Below are 23,556 nucleotides of genomic sequence, written 5' to 3'. Positions count from 1 at the left end.
GAATGCGATAGCTCGGACTGTAACAGGTGGTTTCCATCCTAATCCATAAAAGAAAGGCGCAGATATGGCTCATCCCCAAGTTGGCGATCCGGCACCCGATTTCACTCTGCCTTCGGATAATGGCGAAATCTCTCTGTCATCCCTTAAAGGCAAGCCGGTCGTGATCTACTTTTATCCGAAAGACGATACTTCCGGCTGCACCAAGGAAGCGATTGCCTTTTCCCAACTGAAACCGGAATTCGACAAGATCGGGGTTCGTGTCATCGGCCTTTCTCCCGACAGCGCGACGAAACATGCGAAATTTCGCAAGAAGCACGACCTGACTGTCGATCTTGCCGCCGACGAAGACCGGGTGGCGCTTGAAGCCTATGGGGTGTGGGTGGAAAAGAACATGTATGGCCGAAAATATATGGGCGTGGAACGTACGACGTTCCTGATCGATGCGACAGGAAAAATCGCTCAGGTCTGGAACAAGGTGAAAGTAGACGGCCATGCCAATGCGGTTCTGGAGGCTGCTCGCGCGCTTTGAACTATGACAAACAGGCCATCCTATGAACAGACGCTGCGCGGCAATGCCATCCGTGCCATATCAGCCAGCGATCTTGACGAAAAGGTCAGACTGACACGAGAAACTGCCGCTCGCTGGTTCGGGCGCACACTCTCGGTTCGCAGTCCGCTCGATCCACCTTTGCCTGAGCGTCCCGGGCGACCGGAAAGACCTGAGCTCGTGCCTCCCCGCATGTTGAAGAAGCGGTCGCTCAACACGGAACATGGGCGCATTGCCTTGATGCACGCCCTCGCCCATATCGAGCTGAACGCCATTGATCTTGCGCTCGACATCGTTGCCCGTTTTGCCGCAAAGCCCATACCGCGCAGCTTCTTCGATGGCTGGATGAAAGTCGCCGATGACGAAGCCCGGCATTTCACGCTGCTGCGCGACCGACTCAAGTCATTGGGCGCGGACTACGGTGACATGCCGGCTCATGACGGGCTCTGGCAATCCGCTCACCAGACCCGCAACGACCTCGAAGCTCGTCTCGCTGTCGTGCCGCTTATTCTCGAGGCTCGCGGACTCGATGTGACACCGTCATTGCTTGAGAAAATGATCGAAACCGGCGACCATGAGACTGCTGCAATTCTCGACGTTATCTACAATGACGAGAAAACGCATGTGGCAGTGGGCGCCAAATGGTTTCGTTTCTTCTGTGCACGGAACAGAATCGATCCGGTCGCCAGATTTCAGGAACTGGTTCGTGCAAATTTTCGCGGCGACCTGAAGCCGCCGTTCAACGAGCTGGCGCGCGCCGAGGCCGGATTGACCCCGTCCTTTTATCGTTCTCTTTCCCCCGTATCGATCTAGTCCGCATCCTGAAGTCCCCTTCGGTAAAACAAACCTCATCGTACGGCCCGCGCAAGCTCCGGATGTAAGGGTCTGTTAACCCTAATAAGTTGTAATCAGGTAAGGAATCGAGAAGGGGCATGCGGCTGGCATGACTGGGAAACAGGCAAAAACATCGACCAAGAAGGTGTTCGGGGAACGCAAGGAACCGCCTGTCCTGATTATCGCGCGCGGTGAGAAGATCAGCCATTTCACGTTGCGTCCCTGGATGACAGCTCTTGGGGGCGCGGCTTTCCTGGCTCTCTCCGCAGGATACCTTGGCGCGACCGCCTATCTGGTGCTACGCGACGACCTCATGAGCGCCGGCATCGCTCGACATGCCCGCAACCAGCAACTTTATGAAGATCGGATTTCAGCCCTTCGTACCGAGGTTGATCGCATTACCAGTCGGCAGATGCTCGATCAGCAGGTGATGGAAAACAAGGTTGCGGAACTGATGCAGCGCCAGCAAACGCTGAGTGCGCGTGACGGGAAACTTGCACCTCTGCTTGAACGGGCTTCGCAATTGCAGCCAATGCCGGAAATGCCGACAGAAACGGCACCCGATCTTGAGCAGCATAGCCAATACATCCCCAATGAAGCGCTGGCAGGGCGTGACTTCCCTGGTATCGATCCGATCGTCACCGGCCCCGTACCCGGAAAATTACCGGCCGGGAAGCCGGATCGCCGTGCCGATGCCGGCTCCATGGGATTGCGTCTTTCAGGTGGACTTTCGGGCGAATCGACGCTTGAAACCTCTGACAAGATACTTGCCACCATTACCCAAAACCTTCATCGCATCGAAAGCGAGCAAAATGGCAAGGTGCGCGTTCTGGCCGATGCTGCCTATGAAAAAGCAGACAGCATTCTCGACACTTTGAACGCCGCCGGACTGCGCATCGAAACGCCCGGCAACGCATCTGTGGCGATGGGCGGACCGCTTATCCCGGTTTCGTCACCGGGTACGGTAGTCAATGACTTCGACATGCAGTTGCGCAATCTCGATAGCGCGCTTGATCGGCTCGATCAGGTCCGCAAGCGTGTGAGCGCCCTTCCCCTTGCCAATCCAGCTCCGGGAAAACCCGTGACCAGCCTGTTCGGTGTGCGCCGTGATCCGTTTCTAGGTACTGCTGCTTTCCACTCCGGAATCGATTTTCGCGCGGCATATGGTCAGACCGTAAAGTCCACCGCGGCGGGCAAGGTCGTGAAGGCAGGCCGTTTCGGCGGCTATGGCAACATGGTCGAGATCGATCATGGCAATGGATTCTCGACCCGTTTTGCGCATCTAAGCCGCGTTCTTGTACGCGACGGACAGCAAGTCGCCGCCGGAGCCGTTGTTGGCGAGGCGGGAAGTTCCGGGCGCTCCACCGGCAGTCATTTGCACTATGAAGTCCGTGAGCATGGACGAGCGGTCAATCCGGTCAATTTTCTGAAAGCCGGGAAACAGATAGAGCCACTGCTCTGAATTCAAGAAACGAAAAACCCGGCCAGAGGCCGGGTTTTGTTTTGTGTCGCATTCAGAGAGCGGCCAATCAGTCGATATCGTCGATCAGTTCACCGCCGCCTTGGATACGATGCGCAAGTGCGGCTTCCATGAACGGCGTGACAGAACCATCCAGCACTTCCTGCGGGTTGGTGCTTTCGACGCCGGTACGCAGATCTTTCACGAGCTGATAAGGCTGCAGGACGTAGGAGCGAATCTGATGCCCCCAACCGATATCGGTCTTGGTGGCGTTCGCCGCGTCCGTCGCTGCTTCGCGCTTTTTCAGTTCCTCTTCGTAGAGGCGAGCGCGCAGCATCGACCAGGCCTTTTCGCGGTTCTTGTGCTGGGAGCGTTCCGCCTGACACTGAACCACGATCCCGGTCGCGATATGCGTGATACGCACTGCCGAATCGGTCGTGTTGACGTGCTGGCCGCCGGCACCCGAAGCGCGATAGGTATCAATGCGAACATCCGCTTCCGTAACCTGCACATCGATATTGTCATCAATGACAGGATAGACCCAGATACTGGCAAAGGAGGTGTGGCGACGGGCGTTGGAGTCATAAGGCGAGATACGGACCAGACGATGGACGCCCGATTCGGTCTTCATCATGCCATATGAGTTGTGCCCCTTGACGAGAATGGTTGCGGACTTGATGCCCGCTTCTTCGCCTTCATGCACTTCCATCACTTCGACCTTGCGGCCGTTGCGCTCGGCCCAGCGCGTATACATGCGCAGGAGCATCGAGGCCCAGTCCTGGCTTTCCGTACCGCCGGCACCGGCGTGCACTTCGACATAGGTGTCGTTCGCGTCGGCTTCGCCCGACAAGAGCATATCGATCTGGCGACGGTCGATTTCTTCCTTCAGCTCGCGGATAGTGTTTTCCGCATCCTGAATGATCGACTTGTCGTCTTCTTCCTCGCCCATGGCGATCAGTTCGATACTGTCGTTCAGCGTCTGTGTCAGGTGGTTGATGCCATTGATACTGTCTTCCAGCTGCTGGCGCTCGCGCATCAGCTTCTGGGCTTCCTGCGCATCATTCCAAAGAGAGGGGTCTTCGGCCTTCTGATTAAGATAGCCGAGACGTTTTATCGCCTGATCCCAGTCAAAGATGCCTCCTCAGCAGGCTTATGGCCTGCTGGATTTCGTCAACCAGCGTCTCGATTTCCGCGCGCATGGGCAAATCGTTCCTTCAATATCATTCTGTTTATTTGAGAAGCCGAGCCAGTCATTGCGAGGCTCAGGCCTTCGGGCATGGACGACAGTCCAGGCGCCGCGGACCATAGTGAGCACACGGCACGGTGTAAAGGGTAAAGCCCTGTTTTTCCCTATCAGTAAAGTCCGCCGGAGCCTGAGTTGATGGCGCGTGTTGCCTGCGGCGACTGCGGCGCAACCGGAGAACCTTCGCGGAAGGAATCCATGCCGATGACCGAATAGCTGTCGGATGGACCCGTCCCCGGCTTGAAGGCTTCCATGATCACATTCGGGTCGCCCTGATTGGCGCGCATACCGGTTTTGCGATTGATCGCGATAACCGTCATGCCTTCCGGTACGCGGAAATCCACTTTCGGCGTGCCGGCCAGAGCCTGTTCCATAAAGGACTTGAACACAGGCGCTGCGAGCCCGCCGCCGGTATTGCCGCGACCGAGTGGTGTCGGCGTATCATAACCCATGAAGACGCCGACCACGAGATCGGGCGTGAAACCAACGAACCAGGCGTCCTTCTCGTCGTTCGTCGTACCGGTCTTGCCAGCCATCGGACGGTCAAGGCTCTTCAAGATCTGCGCCGTGCCCCGCTGAACCACACCTTCCATCATCGATGTGATCTGGTAGGCCGTCATAGGATCGAGTACCTGATCGCGATTATCGATCAGGGTCGGCTCGTCCTGATTGGCCCAATCCTGCGCATTGCAGCCTTCGCACTGGCGGGCATCGTGTTTGAACACGGTCTTGCCGTAACGATCCTGAATGCGGTCGATCATTGAAGGCGTTATGCTCTGACCGCCATTCGCCATGATGGAATAGGCTGTCACCATGCGCAGAACTGTCGTTTCGCCTGCACCGAGCGCCATGGAGAGAACCGGCAGCATCTTGTCGTAGATACCGAAGCGTTCCGCATATTCGGCGACAAGCTTCATACCCATGTCCTGCGCGAGACGCACGGTCATGACGTTACGCGACTGTTCAATGCCATAGCGCAGCGTTGACGGGCCGGAGAACTTGCCCGAATAATTCTTTGGCGCCCAGACACCCAGCGTACCGCCCTGGTTAACTTCCAGCGGACCATCCAGAACCACCGAGGCAGGCGTATAGCCGTTATCAAGAGCCGCAGCATAGACGAACGGCTTGAACGACGAACCTGGCTGGCGATAGGCCTGCGTTGCGCGGTTGAACTCCGATTCCGCATAAGAGAACCCGCCCACCATAGCCAGAACACGGCCCGTATGCGGGTCCATGGCAACGAGCGCGCCTTCAAGCTTCGGCGGCTGCTGCAAACGGAAACGAGATTCTCCGGTCTTGGAAACATAAACAATGTCGCCCGCCTTCAGTACGCCTTCCGGCGATTTGGCACTGGTCCGCTTGCCGCCGATATTCACGATGCGCATCGCCCATTTCATATCGTCGGCGGCGATGAATGCGCGCTTGCGCTCCTTGCTGCGCGAGCCCGATGCCTCAAGCGGCGGCTGCAGACCGATATCTGCGCCAGCGGCAGAAACATTGAGCACAATCGCGAGCTGCCATTCGGGCACATCCGCATAGGACTGCATATCACCAAACGCGGCACCCCAGTCGTTGCCGAGTTCGACATTCTTCATGGGGCCACGCCAGCCGCGCGCTTCATCATAGCGCAACAGCGCAGCCTGCAAGGACTTGCGGGCCTCGACCTGCAGCGTCGGGTTCAGCGTGGTGCGAACGGAAAGACCACCCTCGTAAAGCGCATCGACACCATATTTCTGGATGATCTGGCGGCGAACTTCTTCCGTGAAATATTCCGAGGCAAACACGTAATGGGCGTCCGAACGTTCTTTCACGCCGAGCGGCTGCTTCTTTGCTTCGGTCGCTTCTTCCGCGGTGATGTAACCGTTTTCGCTCATCCGGTCGATGACCCAGTTGCGGCGCTCGATGGCGCGCTCTGGCTGACGGAAAGGATGATAGTTATTCGGGCCCTTCGGCAAAGCGGCAAGATATGCGCTTTCGGCGATGGAAAGTTCGCCAACCGATTTATCGAAATAAGTCAGAGCCGCGCTGGCAATACCGTAAGAACCAAGGCCGAAGAAGATTTCGTTGAGGTAAAGCTCAAGAATGCGATCCTTGGAGTAGGCCTGCTCGATGCGCATCGCCAGAATGGCTTCCTTGATCTTGCGATCATAGGTCTGCTTCGACGTCAGAAGGAAGTTTTTCGCCACCTGCTGCGTGATGGTGGACGCGCCAACAGGACGGCGACCGGAGCCCATGTTCTTGACGTTCGTCAACATCGCGCGGGCAAGGCCTGCGAAATCAAGACCATGATGTTCGTAGAAGGTCTTGTCTTCAGCCGAAACGAAAGCCGCTTTCACGCGGTTCGGCACCGCCTGGATGGGGATGTAAAGACGGCGCTCACGGGCGAACTCCGCCATGAGGCTACCATCCGAGGCATGAACACGCGTCATTACCGGCGGCTCGTATTTTGCGAGCACCTCGTAATCTGGCAGATCCTTCGTGAGACTTCCGACGTAAAGGGCGACGCCACCTGCCACGAGGAGCATCAGCACCGTTCCGATCCCGAAGAAATATCCGATAAGCCTTACCATAAATGCGGAATCCTGCCTTCAGATTATTCACATGATAAGGGTCAAAGCACGAACAGCCAACCCTTTAGCCCAATTATGCCACGAGGCAACCAATGGCTTAGTGACCAGCAAATGAGTCAAAGGCAAGATGGTTTACGTGTTTTTACCAATTTAACGCAGTTGCATTCGTCAGCATGACCAAAATCCCCTAAACTGTTGCAAGCATGCATCTTATAAGCTGGAGCGCATTTATAAGTGACATCGCCCCAGCGCTCCATATTTCAAGGTCCCTATCCTTTACTCATGCGAGCGGGGTGTTTCAGCGCTTCAAACGCCTTGATCGCATTCGCGAGCCTGTCCGCGAGCTTCTTACGCCATTCCGGATTGCTGATAAGTTTTTCGTCCTCGGCGTTGGAGAGATATCCGATTTCGATCAACACGGATGGCACGTCCGGTGCCCGCAGGACCTGAAAACCGGCAAACCGATGCGGATTATTGATGAGATTCACCTGCCCTTGCAGGGAATGAATCACCTTTTTCGCAAAGCTCAAGGAAAATGTATGCGTTTCGCGCCTCGTCAGATCGAGAAGAATATCAGTAACCTCAGGTTGCTCGTCCGGAACAGCGCCCGCAAGAGTGTCGGACTTGTTTTCCCGTTCAGCCATGGCGCGCGCGACAGAGTCCGATGCTTTATCGGAGATAGTATAAACCGTCGCGCCGCGAATATCGTGCTGGTTGATCGTATCGGCATGGATGGAAATAAACAGATCCGCTTCATGCTGGCGGGCGATCCGCACGCGTTCGAAAAGCCGCAGAAAAGTGTCGTCGTCGCGCGTCATGAGAACTTTTATGTTCACGTCTTGCGCCAGGCGATCTCTGAGTTCCTTCCCGAAAGCGAGCGTCAGGTCCTTTTCCTTGATACCGCTAAGGCTTTCCGCACCGCTGTCGATCCCGCCGTGGCCGGGATCGATCATCACTGTGAATGGCCGTGTTGCCACACCGTTTTGCGAACCCGCCTCAACTGGCTTCTCATCGCGATTCGTGGAGCTTGTTATTTCCTTGCGGCCCTTCATCTGGTCCGCAAATTCCCGGTCTGAAGTCGCAACAATATCGGCCACAAGCCGGTAGCCCGGTGCGCTTTCGTTTTTTAAGACCCGTAGGTCCTCCACCTTGAACGGACCGCGCAGTGTCAGAATGAGCCGCGAACGCCCCTTGCCCACCAGTCCATACCGAACGCGAGACACCAATCCACGGGCTTCAAGACTCCTTTCATCGAAACCGAAGCGTGTTTCCGGCAGGTCGACGACAAGCCGATGCGGATTATCGAGAAGCAGGGTCGAGAGCTTCGGTTCCCTGTCGAACATGACGACGATGCGCGTTCGCAAATCGTCGCCAGCCATCCGGAACGTCAGCGCAGCTAACGGAGATGTCACCCGATCAGCGGCAATGACGGGAGCGGCCTGTAAATACAGACCCGACAAAAGAGCGACCAACAACAGGAGCCATTGCAGGCTCCGCAATCCTGTCCCAGCGTTTTCAGCGCTTCGAAAATGCATCGGCTGCCACAATCAAGAACATCATTGAATGACTGGTATCAATAATCGCGATACCGGCACGCTTGTTCGTGCACCCTCTCGCCCGAATACCCATTAAAACACTCGTACAGAACTACAGTTAATGAAGGATTTCCAGCCGTATTTCGACCTTGAATGGAGCCTATACTCAGCTTTCGGCGAAATTGCGATGCGAAGGTCAATTGATATTCGCACTTGTCATCGCTCAAACGACGCCATAAAAGCTATGAAGGTTTTGGGTGAACTATCAGAATCGTTTGCCGGTTCTCAAAAAGAACCGCAAGGAATGATAGCGAAAACAGCGGCATATTCATTCGTCGCCCCGATAACCGGCACAGAATTCAGCGGAGATGTGGCTCCCCCGCCCTCCGTTTCCATCGGCCGACTGCGCATCATTACGCGCTGTCGCCAACGCTCGAAAAGAGCAAAGAGGTCGGCCCGGCTTTCCCGGGTCATATATGAGGTCGTTTCGTTCGGAACAGCTATGGGTCAAGCAAGACTGACCATTGCGAGCCTGAAGACCGTGATCGCCACGAGGCCATCGCGCGCGGAGGCAGCAGCTTTTATTCCGACGAACCCAGAACCATCCGGCAGATGCAACGTAATGAGCACGACAGCCCGCAGGGTTTCGTCCGGCGCACGCGTTTTGCGTCTTCGCGCCGGCAGGAAAGACTATAATGTCCAACAAAATGCTTATAGATGCCTCCCACCCGGAGGAGACCCGGGTTATCGTCACCCGGGGCAACAAGATTGAAGAATTCGACTTTGAGTCGGAACATAAAAAGCAGCTGAAAGGCAATATCTACCTCGCGCGCGTCACCCGTGTCGAACCTTCGCTTCAGGCTGCATTCGTGGAGTATGGCGGCAACCGTCATGGCTTCCTCGCATTTTCGGAAATTCATCCTGACTACTACCAAATCCCGGTAGCGGACCGTCTTGCGCTGCTTGAGGCGGAAGCCAAAGCCGCACGTTCGGAAGATGATGAAGACGAACCTCGCGCCAAGAACGAACGTAGCGAGCGGAATGATCGATCACGCCGTAACCGCCGTCGCGGACGCCGTGACGGCCAGAATGGCGATGCGCAGGCTTATGCCACCGATAAGGGATTGCCCGCGGCTGAACCTGTTGGGCCGGCCTTTGAAAATTACGTGCCCGGCACACCGGCCATCGCTCTTTCACAGAAGAGCGACGTGATCTCCGAAGCTGTCGATAATGGCGACGAAGATGACATCGAACATGAAGAGGACATGGTCGAATCTGTCGGTTCGGAAGATGCGCTTGAAGAGCTTCCGACACCTGCCCGCACCAATCGTCGCCAATACAATATTCAGGAAGTGATCAAGCGCCGCCAGATTCTTCTGGTTCAGGTGGTCAAGGAAGAGCGCGGCAACAAGGGCGCGGCTCTGACGACCTATCTGTCGCTGGCCGGCCGCTATTCGGTGCTGATGCCCAATACAGCGCGCGGGGGCGGCATTTCGCGCAAGATCGTCAACCCGCAGGATCGCAAGCGGCTGAAGGAAATCGTCAAGGAACTCGAAGTGCCACAGGGCATGGGTGTGATCCTGCGTACGGCTGGCGCAAACCGGACCAAGGCTGAAGTCAAGCGCGACTACGAATATCTGATGCGCCTTTGGGAAAATGTGCGCACACTGACGCTGCAATCGACGGCGCCTGCCCTCGTCTATGAGGAAGGCAGCCTGATCAAGCGGTCGATCCGCGACCTGTATAACAAGGACATCTCGGAAATTCTCGTTTCCGGCGAAAACGGCTACCGCGAGGCCAAGGACTTCATGCGCATGCTCATGCCGAGCCATGCCAAGGTCGTCCAGCCTTACCGCGAGCAGGTCCCGATCTTTACACGCAATGGCGTGGAAGCCCAGCTCGACCGCATGCTGCTGCCGCAGGTTACGCTCAAATCGGGCGGTTATCTGATCATCAACCAGACGGAGGCGCTCGTCGCCATCGACGTAAACTCTGGCCGTTCGACGCGTGAGCACTCGATCGAGGATACCGCGCTCCAGACCAATCTGGAAGCTGCCGAAGAGGTTGCGCGCCAGCTGCGCCTGCGTGACCTTGCCGGCCTGATCGTCGTGGACTTCATCGACATGGAAGAAAAGCGCAACAATCGCGCTGTCGAAAAGAAGATGAAGGACTGCCTGAAGGATGATCGCGCGCGCATCCAGGTGGGCCGGATTTCGCATTTCGGCCTTCTGGAAATGTCGCGCCAGCGCATCCGTGCATCCGTGCTCGAAAGCACGATGCAGGTCTGCCCGCATTGCGGCGGCACCGGTCATATCCGCTCGGATTCCTCCATGGCGCTCCACATCATTCGCGGCATCGAGGACTACCTCCTGCGCCATTCCGGTTTCGACATTCATGTCCGCACACCGGCTGCGTCGGCGCTTTATGTCCTCAATCACAAGCGCCAGCTCCTTGCCGATCTGGAAGGACGCTTTGGTGTAGCGATCAGCATTGACGCCGATGAGAGCGTCGGTCACCAGCATTTCGTCATCGACAAGGGGGCGCCGTCTACACGGCCCATCACGCAGCCGCCGGTGCAGCCGATGGCCTATATCGAGGACGATATCGAAGATCCGGAAATCCCGGTCGATGAGGACGAAGCCGAAGAAGAAATAAAGGCTGATGTTCAGGCTTCTGAAGAGCGTGGTGAAGAAGGTGACCGCAAGCGCCGCCGTCGCCGTCGCCGTCGCGGTGGTCGTGATCGCGAGAGCCAGGAGCAGTCTGTCAAGGACGGTTCAGTCTCGGATGAATCCTCCAGCGAGGACGAGGACGCCGATGAGTCTCAGCAAACGTCTTCCAATGCTTTGTTGAGCGAGGAAGATCGTCGCAAGAAGCGCCGCCGCGGTCGCCGGGGCGGTCGCAAGAATCGTCGCGACGATGAACCGCGCGCGCGCAAGGTTCCTGATCCTGAGTTCGTCGGATACACTCCGGTCCTGCCGGTAAAGACCGAGGAAGCAGTTGTCGAAGAAATTGCGCCGGTCGCGGTGGAACAAGCGGCTGAAGCCACTGAGGCTGCGGTTTCGGTTGTGGAGACTGTGGAAGAAGAAAAGCCTGCCAAGGCTGCACGCAAGCCCCGCGCTCGCAAGTCTGCGAAGACCGAAGAAGCGGCTGAGGATGTCGTATCTGCCGAGGCAGAGGAAAAGCCTGCGAAGCCCGCTCGCAAGACCCCTAGCCGCAAGAAGGTAGCCGAAGAAGCTCCTTCCGAGCCTGTGGAGGTAGCCGATGAACCGGCCGCAGAATCGGAGAAGCCAAAGCGGCGTACCCGCAGAGCTGCTGTGAAGCCGGCTGCTGAAGTTGAAGACAGCGTGGCGGTAGAAGCGGACGTGGCGACGATTGCCGAACCGCAGAAAAACGCCGAACCTGTTGTCACCTCCAGCGAAAGCGAAGAGCAGAAGCCGAAGCGCGCCGGCTGGTGGCAGAAGAAGGGTTTCTTCTGAGAACCGCTTCAACATTGAAATGAAAAAACCGGCGGAAACGCCGGTTTTTCTTTGCCTTTGACGAAAGCTTTATGTTTCCTGATGCCTCGATGAGGCTTACGCTTTCTGTTGTGGCAACCACTCCTCGAGCCGACGGACAGCCTCTTCCATTTCCTCGATCTTGCCCGCATAGGAAAAGCGCATTGTGCGATGTCCGTCCAACGGATCGAAATCGCGCCCCGGTGTTGCGGCAATGTTGATTTCGGCGATCATCCGGCGGGCAAATTCCATACTGTCGTTGGTGAAACGCGAGACATCGCAATAGGCATAAAACGCCCCATCCATCGGCGCAGCAAGGCTGAGGCCGATGCGTGGAAGGTGATCGAGCAGGATCAGCCTGTTATGGCGATAGCGATCCTTTACCCGCTCAAGTTCGGCGGTGGCATGAAAGGCTTCGATGGCGGCGCGCTGCGAAAGCTCCGGCGCAGAGATATAGAGACTCTGGCTCAGTCGCTCGATTGCGCGCGTATCGCTCTCGGGCAAAACCATCCAGCCAATACGCCAGCCGGTCATGCAGTAATATTTGGAGAATGAGTTGATGACCGTCACATCGTTGGAAATTTCCAATGCGGTGACGTCCTCCGTTTCATATGAAAGACGGTGATAGATTTCGTCCGAAATGACCCGGATGCCCAGATCACGAGCCGTTTCGATGATCGCCTTCAGTTCGGGCTTGTCGATGACTGCGCCGGTCGGATTGGCCGGACTTGCAAACAGCACGCCCTTCAAGGGCTTTTCGGCATGTGCCGCCGCAAGCGCTTCGGCGGTCAATGAGGCCGACGTTCCGTTGCCCGTGGGTATTTCCACGACCTCAAGGCCAAGCGCCTTCAATATATTGCGGTAGGCGGGATAGCCGGGGCGTGTAATGGCAACCCTGTCGCCAGGATCGAAATAGACGACAAAAGCCAAATTGAAGGCAGCAGACGAGCCAGTCGTTACAGCAATGCGTTCCGGCGAGACCGAAACGCCGTAATGATCGGCATAATGCGCGGCAATCGCCTCCCGCAGTTCAATCAATCCCAACGCGTCCGTATAACCGATGCGCCCGTCCTTCAAGGCGCGTTCGGCAGCTTGGCGGACGGCGGCTGGTGCCGGATCGGCAGGCTGCCCGACCGCCATCGATATGATCGGGTGCCCGGCTGCGCGACGGCGGTTGGCCTCCGCCAGAACGTCCATGGCGTGAAAGGGCTCAACTTCGCTGCGGCTGGAAAGAGTGATCAACATTACCTCCAAAAAATTGCGAATGTCGCTTTCTGAACCCGCCGTATAATCGCCGGATTGCTAAAGCAACAGCACCTTTCGAGAAAATAGATTATCCCACACCTGCCTATCGGTGATTGAATGCAAAGGCTATAAGATTCGGGCCGGTTTGAAGAAGGAAGAACAGCACGATGGGGATGATGACTTCACCTTTCCCTTCCAGAAGATTTTCTTTCCATAGGATGGTTCGACGTTCGGTCGCCGTAATGGCTGCGGCGTCCATAGCTGTCACCAGTGCCCTGCCCGCATTCGCGCAGTCGCGCGGCGGTGGCGTTCCCATCGTTCGAGACGCGGAAATCGAAGCCCTTGTTGCCGATTATGCCGCGCCGATTCTCAAGGCTGCGGGATTGGGCGGCCGCGGCGTACGCGTCATCCTGGTCAATTCGCCGAGTTTCAATGCTTTCGTTGATGGTCGCCGTATTTTCATCAATACAGGCGCAATCATGCAGGCTGAGACACCCAATGAAATCATCGGTGTGATCGCGCACGAATCGGGCCACCTTGCCGGGGGCCATCAGGAGCGCCTTCGCGAACAATTGAGCCGTGCCCGCAATATGGCGATCATCGGGATGCTGCTGGGCGTTGGTGCGGGTGTGGCCGGTGCTGCAAGCGGTAGCGGCAATGCAGCGGGAGCCGGCGCGGGCATTGCCATGGGTTCCGGCGAAATGGCCATGCGCAGTGTGCTCAACTATCAGCGCACCGAGGAAATGACCGCCGATCGCCTCGCTGTGAACTATCTCAATGCCACCGGGCAATCCACCAAGGGAATGCTCGACACTTTCGAGCGCTTTGCATCGGCCTTGTCGCTTACCGGCACCCAGATCGACCAGTATCGCATCAGCCACCCGTTGCCGCGCGAGCGAATAGCCAACCTGGAAGAGCTTGCGAGAAAGAGCCCTTATTTCAACAAGACCGATTCACCGGCTCTGCAGCTGCGCCACGACATGGCGCGGGCCAAGATTGCTGCTTATTCGGGCAATATGGGCGCGCTTCAACGCATGTTCCGCAATAATCCCGGCGGACTTCCGGCCCGCTATGGCAATGCGATCACGACATTCCTGAACGGCTCGGCCCGCGCTGCGCTGCCCAAATTCGATGCGTTGGCCAAGGAACAGCCGAAGAACCCGTATTTTCAGGAAATGCGGGGCGAAGTCCTGCTGAAAGCCAACGACGCCGGAGGGGCTGCAAAGGCTTTCCAGAAGGCTGTTTCGCTCGATCCGCGCAAATCGCCGCTGTTGCGCATGAGCTATGGACGCGCCCTCATGCTCACCGGCGCCAAGGCGAACATGCCGACTGCGATCAAGGAGATCAAGGCAGGCATTGCATCCGATCCGGAGTTTCCGGGCGGCTATGGTTATCTGGCACAGGCCTATGGCCAACAGGGCGATATGGCGCTCGCCGACCTCGCCACCGCCGATATGAACTATTATTCTGGCAAACTTCAGCAGGCTCAGATATTCGCCATCCGTGCGCAAAAGCAGATGAAGCCCCGCTCTCCGGAGTGGCTTCGCGCGCAGGACATCATCAATGCCAAGAAAAGCAAGTAAGGCAGCAATTTGCGCCTGATGCCGATATTCAAGACAGATTGGAATTTGGAATGAAGAATGCAGTTTCCATCACAGTTGCCAGCGGCATTGTAGGCATCGCCGCCCTTGCATTGGGTTACTCCGCCGGAACGGCCCGACAGGCCCCGGCATCCGTGGAAAGCCCCGCCGCGGCTCCCGTGGCTATGGACCAGCAGGCCATTGAGAATGTCGTGCGCAATTATCTCATCCAGAATCCGGAACTGATGCTGGAAGTACAAAGCGCGCTTGAAACCAAGCAGGCGCACGCGGCACAGGAACAGATCAAGCAGGTTCTGGCTGCCAATCGCGCCGCTCTTTACGACCCCAAGCATGATGCGGTCTTCGGTAATCCGGACGGCGACGTGACTGTTTACGAGTTCTTCGACTACAATTGCGGTTATTGCAAGCGGGCGCTGCCGGACATGGAAGCGATCCTGAAGACCGACAACAATGTCCGGTTCGTCATGAAGGAGTTCCCGATTCTCGGCCCGGATTCCGCCAAGGCGCATGTCGTGGCACAGGCGTTCAGAGCGTTGATGCCGGAAAGATATGCTGAATTCCACGAAGTGTTGCTGGGCGCGCAGGAGCGTGCAACGGAAGAATCCGCCATCGCCGATGCCGTGAAACTGGGAGCGGACGAAGCACAGCTGCGCGAAAAGATGAAGGACCCGGCTATTACCGGCGCATTCCAGCAGACCTATCAGCTGGCGCAGCAGCTCAACATTACCGGCACGCCATCCTACATTATCGGCGATGAACTGGTTCCCGGCGCGATCGGCGTAGACGGGCTGGTCGAGAGAATCGCCGCAGCGCGCGCTGCCGCAAAAAAATAGACAATCGGTTCGGGGCTTGACGGATCACATTTGTGAAACAGTTTAAGCCGCGGCATCCGATGCCTGTATCAGATGAAGAGAAATTGCCGTATTGCCTGCCCGTTTTGCAAAGAATAGCGGGAAAAACCGGTTCGGCAAAACATCTGCAATCATTTAGAGGGTTTCGGCTTGCGCCCAAGCCCTCTATATGAAATGCGAAGTATACCGAATTTTCGTGGTAATGCGTTATCGATCGCGGACGGATATGGCAAAAACGGTTTTTGTTTTGAACGGCCCCAATCTCAACCTTCTCGGCAAACGAGAACCGGGGATATATGGCGTTGCAACGCTTCAGGATATTGAAGCGAGCTGCAAGCGGGAGGCTGGACAACTCGGACTTGATGTCGATTTCCGCCAGTCCAATTACGAAGGCGATCTGGTGACCTGGATTCAGGAAGCGGGCGATAAAAATGCCTATGTCCTCATCAATCCTGCCGCCTATAGCCACACTTCGGTTGCTATTCACGATGCAATCCGCTCGGCCAAGGTAACGGCCGTGGAAGTGCATCTTTCGAACATTCATGCGCGTGAGGCTTTCCGGCATCACTCCTATGTATCCGCAGTCGCCAAAGGCGTTATTTGCGGCTTTGGCGCGGAAGGATACCTGCTCGGTCTGCGCGCGCTTGCGGCAATTGCCAAAGAAGAAGAAAACAACGGGCAAAGCGTTAAAGGGGCCTGATATGTCCAGCAAAAATTCCGTCATCGACAAGGAAACGATCCGCGACCTGGCGGACATTCTCAATGAAACCGACCTGACCGATATCGAAGTGGAACACGGCGACCTGCGTATCCGTGTTTCGCGCAAGGTTACGGTTCAGGCCGCAGCGACTGTTATGCCCGCCGCAGCGCCTGTTGCAGCCGCTCCTGCGCCGGTTGCAGCCGCCGCCGAGCCGACAAAGGCCGATCTGTCGAAGAACGCCGTTCCGTCGCCGATGGTTGGCACTGCCTATCTCGCTCCGGCTCCCGGCGCCCGCAACTTCATCGAGGTCGGTGCACAAGTGAAGGAAGGCCAGACCCTCCTTATCATCGAAGCCATGAAGACGATGAACCAGATCCCGGCCCCACGTGCTGGTACGGTGAAGGCCATCCTTATCGAAGACGCTCAGCCGGTTGAATTCGGTGAGCCGCTCGTCGTAATCGAATAAGATAAGAGACTACGGCTTATTCAATGAACGGGCAGCAAAGCGCAATGTTTCAAAAGATACTCATAGCCAATCGTGGCGAAATCGCTCTTCGCGTGCTCAGGGCTTGTAAGGAACTGGGCATCAAGACCGTCGCCGTTCACTCCACGGCAGACGCCGATGCGATGCATGTGCGCCTGGCAGACGAAAGTGTGTGCATCGGCCCGCCGCCCTCGCGCGACAGCTATCTGAACATCCATCAGATCGTCGCTGCCTGCGAGATTACCGGCGCGGACGCAATCCATCCGGGTTACGGCTTTCTGTCGGAGAACGCCAAATTTGCGGAAATCCTTGAAGCACACGGTATCACCTTCATCGGCCCGACTGCTTCGCATATCCGTATCATGGGCGATAAGATCGAGGCCAAGCGCACTGCAAAGCGCCTGGGCATTCCGGTCGTTCCGGGTTCGGATGGCGGTGTGACAGACGATGTCGAAGCTGCCCGCATTGCCAAGGAAATCGGCTATCCGGTCATCATCAAGGCCTCGGCCGGCGGCGGCGGACGCGGCATGAAGGTTGCCCGCAGCGAGGAAGATCTTTCCATCGCTCTCGCAACCGCCCGCTCCGAAGCTGGCGCAGCCTTTGGTGACGACGCAGTTTATATCGAAAAATATCTCGAAAAGCCGCGTCACATCGAAGTTCAGGTCATGGGCGATGGTGCCGGCAATGCCATTCATCTGGGCGAACGCGACTGCTCATTGCAGCGCCGTCACCAGAAGGTGTGGGAAGAAGCCAATTCACCGGCGCTCAATGCTGAGGCACGCGACAAGATCGGCATGGTCTGTGCCAATGCCTGTGCGGAATTGGGCTATCGCGGTGCGGGAACGATTGAGTTCCTCTATGAAGACGGCGAATTCTATTTCATTGAAATGAACACGCGTCTTCAGGTGGAGCATCCGATCACGGAAGCCATCACCGGAATCGATCTCGTTCACGAGCAGATTCGCGTCGCAGCCGGCCTCGGCCTGTCGGTAAAGCAGAAGGATATCCGCTTCTCCGGCCATGCGATCGAGTGCCGTATCAACGCCGAAGATCCGCTGACATTTGCGCCCTCGCCGGGCCTGATCACCCATTATCACACGCCGGGTGGCCTTGGCATCCGCGTGGATTCGGGCGTCTATTCCGGCTATCGCATTCCGCCTTACTACGACAGCCTTATCGGCAAGCTCATTGTGCATGGTCGTAACCGCGTTGAATGCATGATGCGTCTGCGCCGCGCGCTGGACGAGTTCGTGGTGGATGGTGTGAAAACCACCTTGCCTCTCTTCCAGGACCTGATCGCCAATCAGGATATCGCCAACGGCGACTATGACATTCATTGGCTTGAAAAATATCTGGCCAAGAAAACCAAGAGCGAAAGCGCCTGACGAAAGTGACCGCAGGAGTGTCCCCGGACGACTATTCAATCGAACCGGAGCTGCTCCTGCGGGCCTATGCCACGGGAGTATTTCCCATGGCCGAAGAAGCCGATGACCCGGAAGTCTTCTGGGTTCGTCCCGAGAAGCGCGGTGTAATCCCGCTTGATGGCTTCCATGTCCCCAAAAGCCTCCAGAAAACAATCCGACAAGGCATTTTCGATATAAAGCTCGATAGCGATTTCGATGGCGTGATCGAAGGTTGTGCCAGCGGAACCGGCGAGCGCGCGCGCACGTGGATCAATGGACCAATTCGCGAGGCCTACAAAAAACTGTTCGAAATCGGACATTGCCACACGGTCGAAGCGTGGCATGACGGCAAGCTTGTCGGCGGACTTTACGGCGTCACGCTCGGGCGCGCTTTTTTCGGGGAGAGCATGTTTACGCGCAAGCGGGATGCGTCCAAGGTCTGCCTTGCCTATCTGGTCCAGCATCTGGTCAGCCGAGGCTTCGTTCTTCTCGACACGCAGTTCACCACGCCGCATCTTGAGAGATTCGGTGCTGTGGAGGTTCCGAGGAAGAAGTACGAGAAACTGCTGGAAACTGCGCTCGACGGAATAGCGCGCTTCTAAAGCACATCTCCCCCGGCTTACAGAGGATGACACGTAAACAAAAGGCTGACTTTATTTGCGCTGATCCGGCGGAGGCACTTCCGACTTCTGCTTGCAGTCCTTCAGCCAGACGTCATAGATCGGGTGTTCGACAGCATTGAGGCCGGGGCTATCGGCAAACATCCAGCCGGTAAAGATGCGGCGTATTTTCCGATCCAGCGTAATTTCGTCGACCTGAACAAAACCATCCGTGCGCGGCGCTTCATTTTCCGTACGCGAATAACATACTTTCGGTGTCACCTGCAGAGCACCGAACTGAACAGTCTCATTGATGTAGACATCAAACGTCGTGATACGACCGGTGATTTTATCGAGACCCGAGAACTCCGCAACTGGATTGGTAATGCGTTCGGCCATCGCTGCCTGAAAGCAGCCGGCAGTCGCCATGAACGAGATCAGGGCAAGTTGAACAGCCCTTTTGATCGAGTTTTTTCCGTTGCCGGGAGATTGCTTCGTCAAAACGGAGATCCGCATCCAAAGGGTTAAATTAAGCTGGAACAATTCCTAAGCATGAATTGTGACGATTCGTTGCCCTGCCGCAAGCCGCAATGCATCCCCGGAGGGTGAAGCAAACCGTCTATCCTCAAGCCTTTTCAGCGATAGTGTCGAAGGGCAGACATAAGAAATCCGGCGCGGGTTAACGCGCCGGACAAAAACCGAAACAGATTATCAGTTGCCCGGTGTCCATGCGTCGTATTCGCCGGTCACACGCGGACGTTCCGCAGGCTCCGCGCCCGGACGGGCAATGGCGCCCTTCGGGCGATAAGCCAGCGGAGAGCCCGTGAGGTTCTGCAGATGCGGCTTCTGCCATTCGCGCGGACGATAGTCTTCCTTGGACGGCGGCGTATCGACGCGATGATGCATCCAGCCGTGCCAGCCCGGAGGAATAGCACTTGCTTCCGCATAGCCATTGAAGATTACCCAGCGGCGTGTGCGACCTTCGGAGTCCTTGCCACCCTGATAATAGATATTGCCGAACTCGTCCTCACCGACGCGCTCACCCTTGCGCCACGTATGAAAACGTGTGCCGAGCGTCTGGCCGTTCCACCAGGTGAAAACTTGCGTAATAAATTTCTTCATGACCTATTCCAGATCCATCATTGCCACAGGTGATCGAAGCCACCGGGTTTTCTTGCTTATGGCCCTATCGCCCGGCCATGGCAAGGGTCAAGTTGCCGCTGTCACAAGAGTATGAAGAGCCTGAAGCGCTGCGCGCTTCAGGTTTTTATGGTCTCGCATGTCTTGATCCCCAAAACGGCTCCCGCTTTGGAGAGACATGCTTTACATACTCCAGCCTTCGAGCGTTTTTTCCATCACCAGCACAGGCTCCTTGCAATTGGGATCGCCCCAATCTTCATTACGGCCGACCTTGCTGTAGCCCTTGCGCTCATAGAAATTCACCGCCCTGGTGTTTCTCTCGATCACCTCCAGCTTCATCGTCCGGACACCGGGAAAAGCCATCTCGATTTCAGCGAGAAGCATCGTCCCGATACCCTGAACCTGTACATCGGGGCGAACATAAAGCTGATGCAGCGAAGCCTTGCCTTCTTCCGACTGACTGGCAAAGGCCATACCGTCGATGCCGCCATTGCCATTATCGGCAACAATGAACTCCGAGTACGGCTTCTTCAGATTAGCCTTCAGTACGGCAATGCTATGCCACTGGGCGGTAACGGCATTCACCATTTCCCGCCCGAGAAGATCATCGAAGGTCGCGTGCCAGGTCGATACTAGCAGTTCATGCACCGCCTTGAGATCGGCCTCTGTCGCGCTTCTGACCCACATTACTCTTCGATCCCGAGCTTGGCCTTGACCAGTTCATTGACGGATTGCGGGTTGGCCTTGCCGCCCGTTGTCTTCATGACCTGACCCACGAACCAGCCAGCCAGTGTCGGCTTGGCTTTCGCCTGCTCGACCTTTTCCGGATTGGCAGCGATAACATCGTCCACGGCCTTCTCGATGGCGCCGGTATCCGTGACCTGCTTCATGCCACGTTCTTCAACGAGCGTCTTCGGATCACCACCCTCATTCCAGACGACTTCAAAAAGATCCTTCGCGATCTTGCCGGAAATCGTGCCTTCCTTGATGAGATCGATGATCGAACCGAGCTGATCAGGGTTGACCGGCGATTCCTCAATATCCTTGCCCGCCTTGTTCAGCGCGCCAAGAAGATCGTTGATTACCCAGTTTGCGGCAGCCTTCCCGTCGCGCCCGGCAGCAACGGCTTCATAGTAGTCAGCAATCGCCTTCTCGGTCACAAGGATGGAGGCGTCGTAAACGGAAATGCCCTGCGTTTCCACGAGGCGCTGCTTCTTGACGTCCGGCAGTTCCGGCAGCTCTGCGGCCAGAGCATCCACGAATGCCTGATCGAATTCGAGCGGCAAAAGATCCGGATCAGGGAAATAGCGGTAATCATGCGCTTCTTCCTTGGAGCGCATGGACCGTGTTTCGCCCTTGACCGGGTCGAACAGCCGCGTTTCCTGATCGATGGAACCGCCATCCTCGAGGATCGCGATCTGGCGGCGCGCTTCATATTCAATCGCCTGGCCGACGAAACGGATCGAGTTCACGTTCTTGATTTCGCAGCGCGTGCCGAATTCGCCACCGGGACGACGAACCGAAACGTTCACGTCGGCGCGCATGGAGCCTTCGTCCATATTGCCGTCGCAGGTGCCGAGATAACGGACAATCGTGCGCAGCTTGGTCAGATAGGCGCGGGCCTCATCCGACGAGCGCAGGTCCGGCTTGGACACGATTTCCATCAAGGCAACGCCAGAACGGTTCAGGTCGACGTAGGACATAGTCGGATGCTGGTCGTGCATGGACTTGCCTGCGTCTTGCTCCAGATGCAGGCGCTCGATGCCGATCTCCACGTCTTCGAACTGGCCCTTATTGTCCGGGCCGACCGAAATCATGATCTTGCCCTCGCCGACGATGGGCTGTTTGAACTGCGAAATCTGATAGCCCTGCGGCAAATCGGGATAGAAATAGTTCTTGCGGTCGAAAACCGACTTCAGGTTGATCTGGGCATTGAGCCCGATGCCCGTGCGAACCGCCTGCTTGACGCATTCCAGATTGATGACCGGCAACATGCCCGGCATGGCCGCATCAACGAGAGAAACATTTGAGTTTGGCTCTGCACCGAATGAAGTGGAAGCGCCGGAAAACAGCTTCGATTCTGACGTGACCTGCGCATGGACTTCCATGCCGATGACCACTTCCCAGTCGCCTGTGGCGCCGGAAATGAAGCGTTTCGGTTCTGGCGTGCGCGTATCAATAAGGGACATGCTGGCTCGCAAATATCTTGATTGAGCTGAAAAACGGATTGATTACTGGCTAGAGCAAAGCCCCCGTGGATGCAAGCTTTTCAGCCGTTTATCCGTGGGTTCAAACGGAAAAGGCCGCGCAATGCGCGGCCAGTTCCAAATTCACCAGACAGAGAAAATCAAGCCTCTTCGGACTTGTCTTCGTCAGCCTTCTTCTTCGGAGCGGCCTTCTTCTTCGCAGCCGCCTTCTTGGCAGGCTTTGCTTCCGAAGCAGCGTCTTCGTCTTCAGCCGTCAGCTCTTCCTTCGAGACCTTCTTGTCGGTCACGTTGATGTTGGCGAGCAGATGGTCAACGACCTTTTCTTCAAAGATCGGGGCGCGAAGATTGGCAACGGCATCCGGCGTCTTGCGCAGGAATTCGTAGATTTCCTTTTCCTGGCCCGGATAGCGGCGAACCTGGTCGTAAACAGCGCGCTGCAGTTCTTCTTCCGTCACTTCCACGCCTGCCTTCTCGCCGATTTCGGAGAGAACGAGGCCAAGACGAACGCGACGTTCAGCAAGCTTGCGATATTCTTCGCGAGCAGCTTCTTCGGTGGTTTCTTCGTCTTCAAAGGTGCGGCCAGCCTGCTGCAGGTCGAAGTTGATCTGCTGCCAGATGTTGTTGAACTCGGCATCAACAAGCTTCTGCGGCGTTTCGAACTGGTAGTCGCCATCAAGGGCGTCGAGAATCTGACGCTTTACCTTCTGGCGAGTGATCTGGCCGTACTGGCTTTCGATCTGTTCGCGAACAACCTGACGCAGACGCTCAAGCGATTCGATGCCGAGCTTCTTTGCGGTTTCGTCATCGAGAACGAGTTCGTTCGGCTTGGCAACTTCCTTGACCTTGATGTCGAAGGTAGCTTCCTTACCAGCCAGATGGGCAGCGCCGTATTCGGCCGGGAACGTAACGTTGATGACCTTCTCGTCGCCAGCCTTGAGGCCGACGAGCTGTTCTTCGAAGCCCGGAATGAACTGGCCGGAACCGAGAACGAGCTGCGCGTCGTTGTCCGCGCCGCCTTCGAACGGCTCGCCGTCGAGCTTGCCCAGATAGTCGATGGTAACGCGATCTTCGTTTTCTGCCTTGCCCTTCTTGGTTTCGAAGGTGCGGGTCGAAGAAGCGATGCGCTTGACCTGCTCGTCAACTTCCTCATCGGAAATATCGACGACTTCACGGGTAACGGCGATCTTGGAGAAGTCCTTGACTTCAATTGCCGGCAGAACTTCATAGTTCAGCGAGAAAACGAAATCGGCCTTGCCGTCGAGAACCTTTTCGGCCTCTTTTTCGTCTTCCGACATGATGACTTCAGGCTGGGTCGCCGACTTTTCGTTACGGTCAGCGAGAATCGAGCGCGACGAATCGTTGAGGATTTCGTTGACGATCTCGGCCATGAAGGACTTGCCGTACATCTTGCGCAGATGACCTGCAGGAACCTTGCCCGGGCGGAAACCGTTGATGCGTGCGCGACCGCGCGCCGTTTCAAGCCGCTCCGAGAGCTTGGCTTCGAGGTCCTTGGCCGGAACCACGACTTTGATCTCGCGCTTCAGCCCTTCATTGAGCGTTTCGGTAACCTGCATGTTCAAACCTTCACTTCTTGTCATTGTCCCGCCGTCACCGGCTTTCTTGCCTTGTCGCGGGAGAGAAATT

20 protein-coding genes are annotated in these 23,556 nt (G+C 56.6%); 10 read left to right on the top strand and 10 right to left on the bottom strand.

Features of this window, described 5'->3' with window-relative positions; translation table 11 throughout:
- The first annotated feature begins 64 nt into the window (after positions 1-64).
- The 3 genes from bcp (at position 65) to J9800_RS06135 (ending at position 2,843) form a co-directional block, all read left to right on the top strand.
- Entirely contained in the window at positions 65-529 is a 465-nt protein-coding gene (gene bcp / locus J9800_RS06145) for a thioredoxin-dependent thiol peroxidase (protein WP_114215456.1), read from the top strand.
- 3 nt (positions 530-532) lie between these two features.
- The gene (locus tag J9800_RS06140) at positions 533-1,360 is read left to right on the top strand and encodes a ferritin-like domain-containing protein (protein WP_114215457.1); all 828 of its coding nucleotides are present in this window, start codon (positions 533-535) and stop codon (positions 1,358-1,360) included.
- A 130-nt stretch (positions 1,361-1,490) separates the two neighbouring features.
- The gene (locus J9800_RS06135) at positions 1,491-2,843 is read left to right on the top strand and encodes a M23 family metallopeptidase (RefSeq protein ID WP_114215458.1); all 1,353 of its coding nucleotides are present in this window, start codon (positions 1,491-1,493) and stop codon (positions 2,841-2,843) included.
- Between the two features lie 67 nt (positions 2,844-2,910).
- Here J9800_RS06135 and prfB read toward each other — a convergent pair.
- From prfB to J9800_RS06120, 3 genes are all read right to left on the bottom strand, one after another.
- Positions 2,911-4,039 (bottom strand): peptide chain release factor 2 gene (gene prfB / locus J9800_RS06130; protein WP_114215459.1). Its coding sequence is split into 2 segments (ribosomal slippage): positions 2,911-3,969 and positions 3,971-4,039, totalling 1,128 coding nucleotides; the frame shifts between segments, so codons are not numbered across the junction.
- Positions 4,040-4,193: 154 nt separating this feature from the next.
- On the bottom strand, positions 4,194-6,653 hold the full coding sequence (locus tag J9800_RS06125; protein WP_112588102.1) for a penicillin-binding protein 1A: 2,460 nt from the start codon (positions 6,651-6,653) through the stop codon (positions 4,194-4,196).
- Between the two features lie 269 nt (positions 6,654-6,922).
- Positions 6,923-8,188 (bottom strand): N-acetylmuramoyl-L-alanine amidase, encoded by a 1,266-nt coding sequence (locus J9800_RS06120; protein WP_114215460.1) that lies wholly within the window; start codon positions 8,186-8,188, stop codon positions 6,923-6,925.
- A 695-nt stretch (positions 8,189-8,883) separates the two neighbouring features.
- On the opposite strand from J9800_RS06120, the gene J9800_RS06115 reads away from it, so the two are divergent.
- Positions 8,884-11,664, top strand: coding sequence for an Rne/Rng family ribonuclease (locus tag J9800_RS06115; protein WP_114215462.1), 2,781 nt, complete (start codon positions 8,884-8,886; stop codon positions 11,662-11,664).
- A gap of 96 nt (positions 11,665-11,760) precedes the next feature.
- On the opposite strand, the gene J9800_RS06110 is transcribed toward J9800_RS06115, so the two are convergent.
- Both J9800_RS06110 and J9800_RS22055 read right to left on the bottom strand, forming a co-directional pair.
- Positions 11,761-12,924, bottom strand: coding sequence for a pyridoxal phosphate-dependent aminotransferase (locus J9800_RS06110; protein WP_114215710.1), 1,164 nt, complete (start codon positions 12,922-12,924; stop codon positions 11,761-11,763).
- A 106-nt stretch (positions 12,925-13,030) separates the two neighbouring features.
- The gene (locus J9800_RS22055; RefSeq protein ID WP_286167513.1) at positions 13,031-13,186 is read right to left on the bottom strand and encodes a hypothetical protein; all 156 of its coding nucleotides are present in this window, start codon (positions 13,184-13,186) and stop codon (positions 13,031-13,033) included.
- On the opposite strand from J9800_RS22055, the gene J9800_RS06105 reads away from it, so the two are divergent.
- The 6 genes from J9800_RS06105 to aat all read left to right on the top strand — a co-directional run bounded on the left by J9800_RS06105 (position 13,146) and on the right by aat (position 18,568).
- The gene (locus J9800_RS06105; RefSeq protein WP_286167478.1) at positions 13,146-14,510 is read left to right on the top strand and encodes a M48 family metalloprotease; all 1,365 of its coding nucleotides are present in this window, start codon (positions 13,146-13,148) and stop codon (positions 14,508-14,510) included. The genes J9800_RS22055 and J9800_RS06105 overlap by 41 nt on opposite strands.
- A gap of 50 nt (positions 14,511-14,560) precedes the next feature.
- Positions 14,561-15,361 carry a DsbA family protein gene (locus J9800_RS06100; RefSeq protein WP_114215463.1) on the top strand — a complete coding sequence of 267 codons (801 nt, stop codon included), beginning with the start codon at positions 14,561-14,563 and terminating at the stop codon, positions 15,359-15,361.
- A gap of 244 nt (positions 15,362-15,605) precedes the next feature.
- The gene (gene aroQ, locus J9800_RS06095; RefSeq protein WP_112588089.1) at positions 15,606-16,079 is read left to right on the top strand and encodes a type II 3-dehydroquinate dehydratase; all 474 of its coding nucleotides are present in this window, start codon (positions 15,606-15,608) and stop codon (positions 16,077-16,079) included.
- Between the two features lies 1 nt (position 16,080).
- Complete coding sequence (accB, locus tag J9800_RS06090) at positions 16,081-16,545, top strand: acetyl-CoA carboxylase biotin carboxyl carrier protein (protein WP_006466687.1); 465 nt, start codon at positions 16,081-16,083, stop codon at positions 16,543-16,545.
- 44 nt (positions 16,546-16,589) lie between these two features.
- The gene (accC, locus tag J9800_RS06085; RefSeq protein WP_006472125.1) at positions 16,590-17,948 is read left to right on the top strand and encodes an acetyl-CoA carboxylase biotin carboxylase subunit; all 1,359 of its coding nucleotides are present in this window, start codon (positions 16,590-16,592) and stop codon (positions 17,946-17,948) included.
- Between the two features lie 50 nt (positions 17,949-17,998).
- On the top strand, positions 17,999-18,568 hold the full coding sequence (aat, locus tag J9800_RS06080; RefSeq protein ID WP_114215711.1) for a leucyl/phenylalanyl-tRNA--protein transferase: 570 nt from the start codon (positions 17,999-18,001) through the stop codon (positions 18,566-18,568).
- 51 nt (positions 18,569-18,619) lie between these two features.
- On the opposite strand, the gene J9800_RS06075 is transcribed toward aat, so the two are convergent.
- The 5 genes from J9800_RS06075 to tig all read right to left on the bottom strand — a co-directional run bounded on the left by J9800_RS06075 (position 18,620) and on the right by tig (position 23,486).
- Positions 18,620-19,081: a DUF2155 domain-containing protein gene (locus J9800_RS06075; protein ID WP_112588085.1), complete on the bottom strand. Its 462-nt coding sequence runs from the start codon at positions 19,079-19,081 to the stop codon at positions 18,620-18,622.
- Positions 19,082-19,276: 195 nt separating this feature from the next.
- On the bottom strand, positions 19,277-19,687 hold the full coding sequence (locus J9800_RS06070; RefSeq protein WP_006466683.1) for an NADH:ubiquinone oxidoreductase subunit NDUFA12: 411 nt from the start codon (positions 19,685-19,687) through the stop codon (positions 19,277-19,279).
- 201 nt (positions 19,688-19,888) lie between these two features.
- On the bottom strand, positions 19,889-20,392 hold the full coding sequence (locus J9800_RS06065) for a GNAT family N-acetyltransferase (protein WP_114215464.1): 504 nt from the start codon (positions 20,390-20,392) through the stop codon (positions 19,889-19,891).
- Positions 20,392-21,894 (bottom strand): Asp-tRNA(Asn)/Glu-tRNA(Gln) amidotransferase subunit GatB, encoded by a 1,503-nt coding sequence (gatB, locus tag J9800_RS06060; RefSeq protein ID WP_114215465.1) that lies wholly within the window; start codon positions 21,892-21,894, stop codon positions 20,392-20,394. Before gatB ends, J9800_RS06065 begins: the two co-directional genes overlap by 1 nt.
- Before the next feature lie 158 nt (positions 21,895-22,052).
- Positions 22,053-23,486, bottom strand: a complete 1,434-nt coding sequence (gene tig / locus J9800_RS06055; protein WP_286167510.1) for a trigger factor — start codon at positions 23,484-23,486, stop codon at positions 22,053-22,055.
- Positions 23,487-23,556 lie beyond the last annotated feature (70 nt).

The sequence above is a fragment of the Ochrobactrum sp. AP1BH01-1 genome (assembly GCF_018066705.1).
Lineage (GTDB): Bacteria > Pseudomonadota > Alphaproteobacteria > Rhizobiales > Rhizobiaceae > Brucella.
This window is presented reverse-complemented; position numbering and strand designations above follow the sequence as displayed.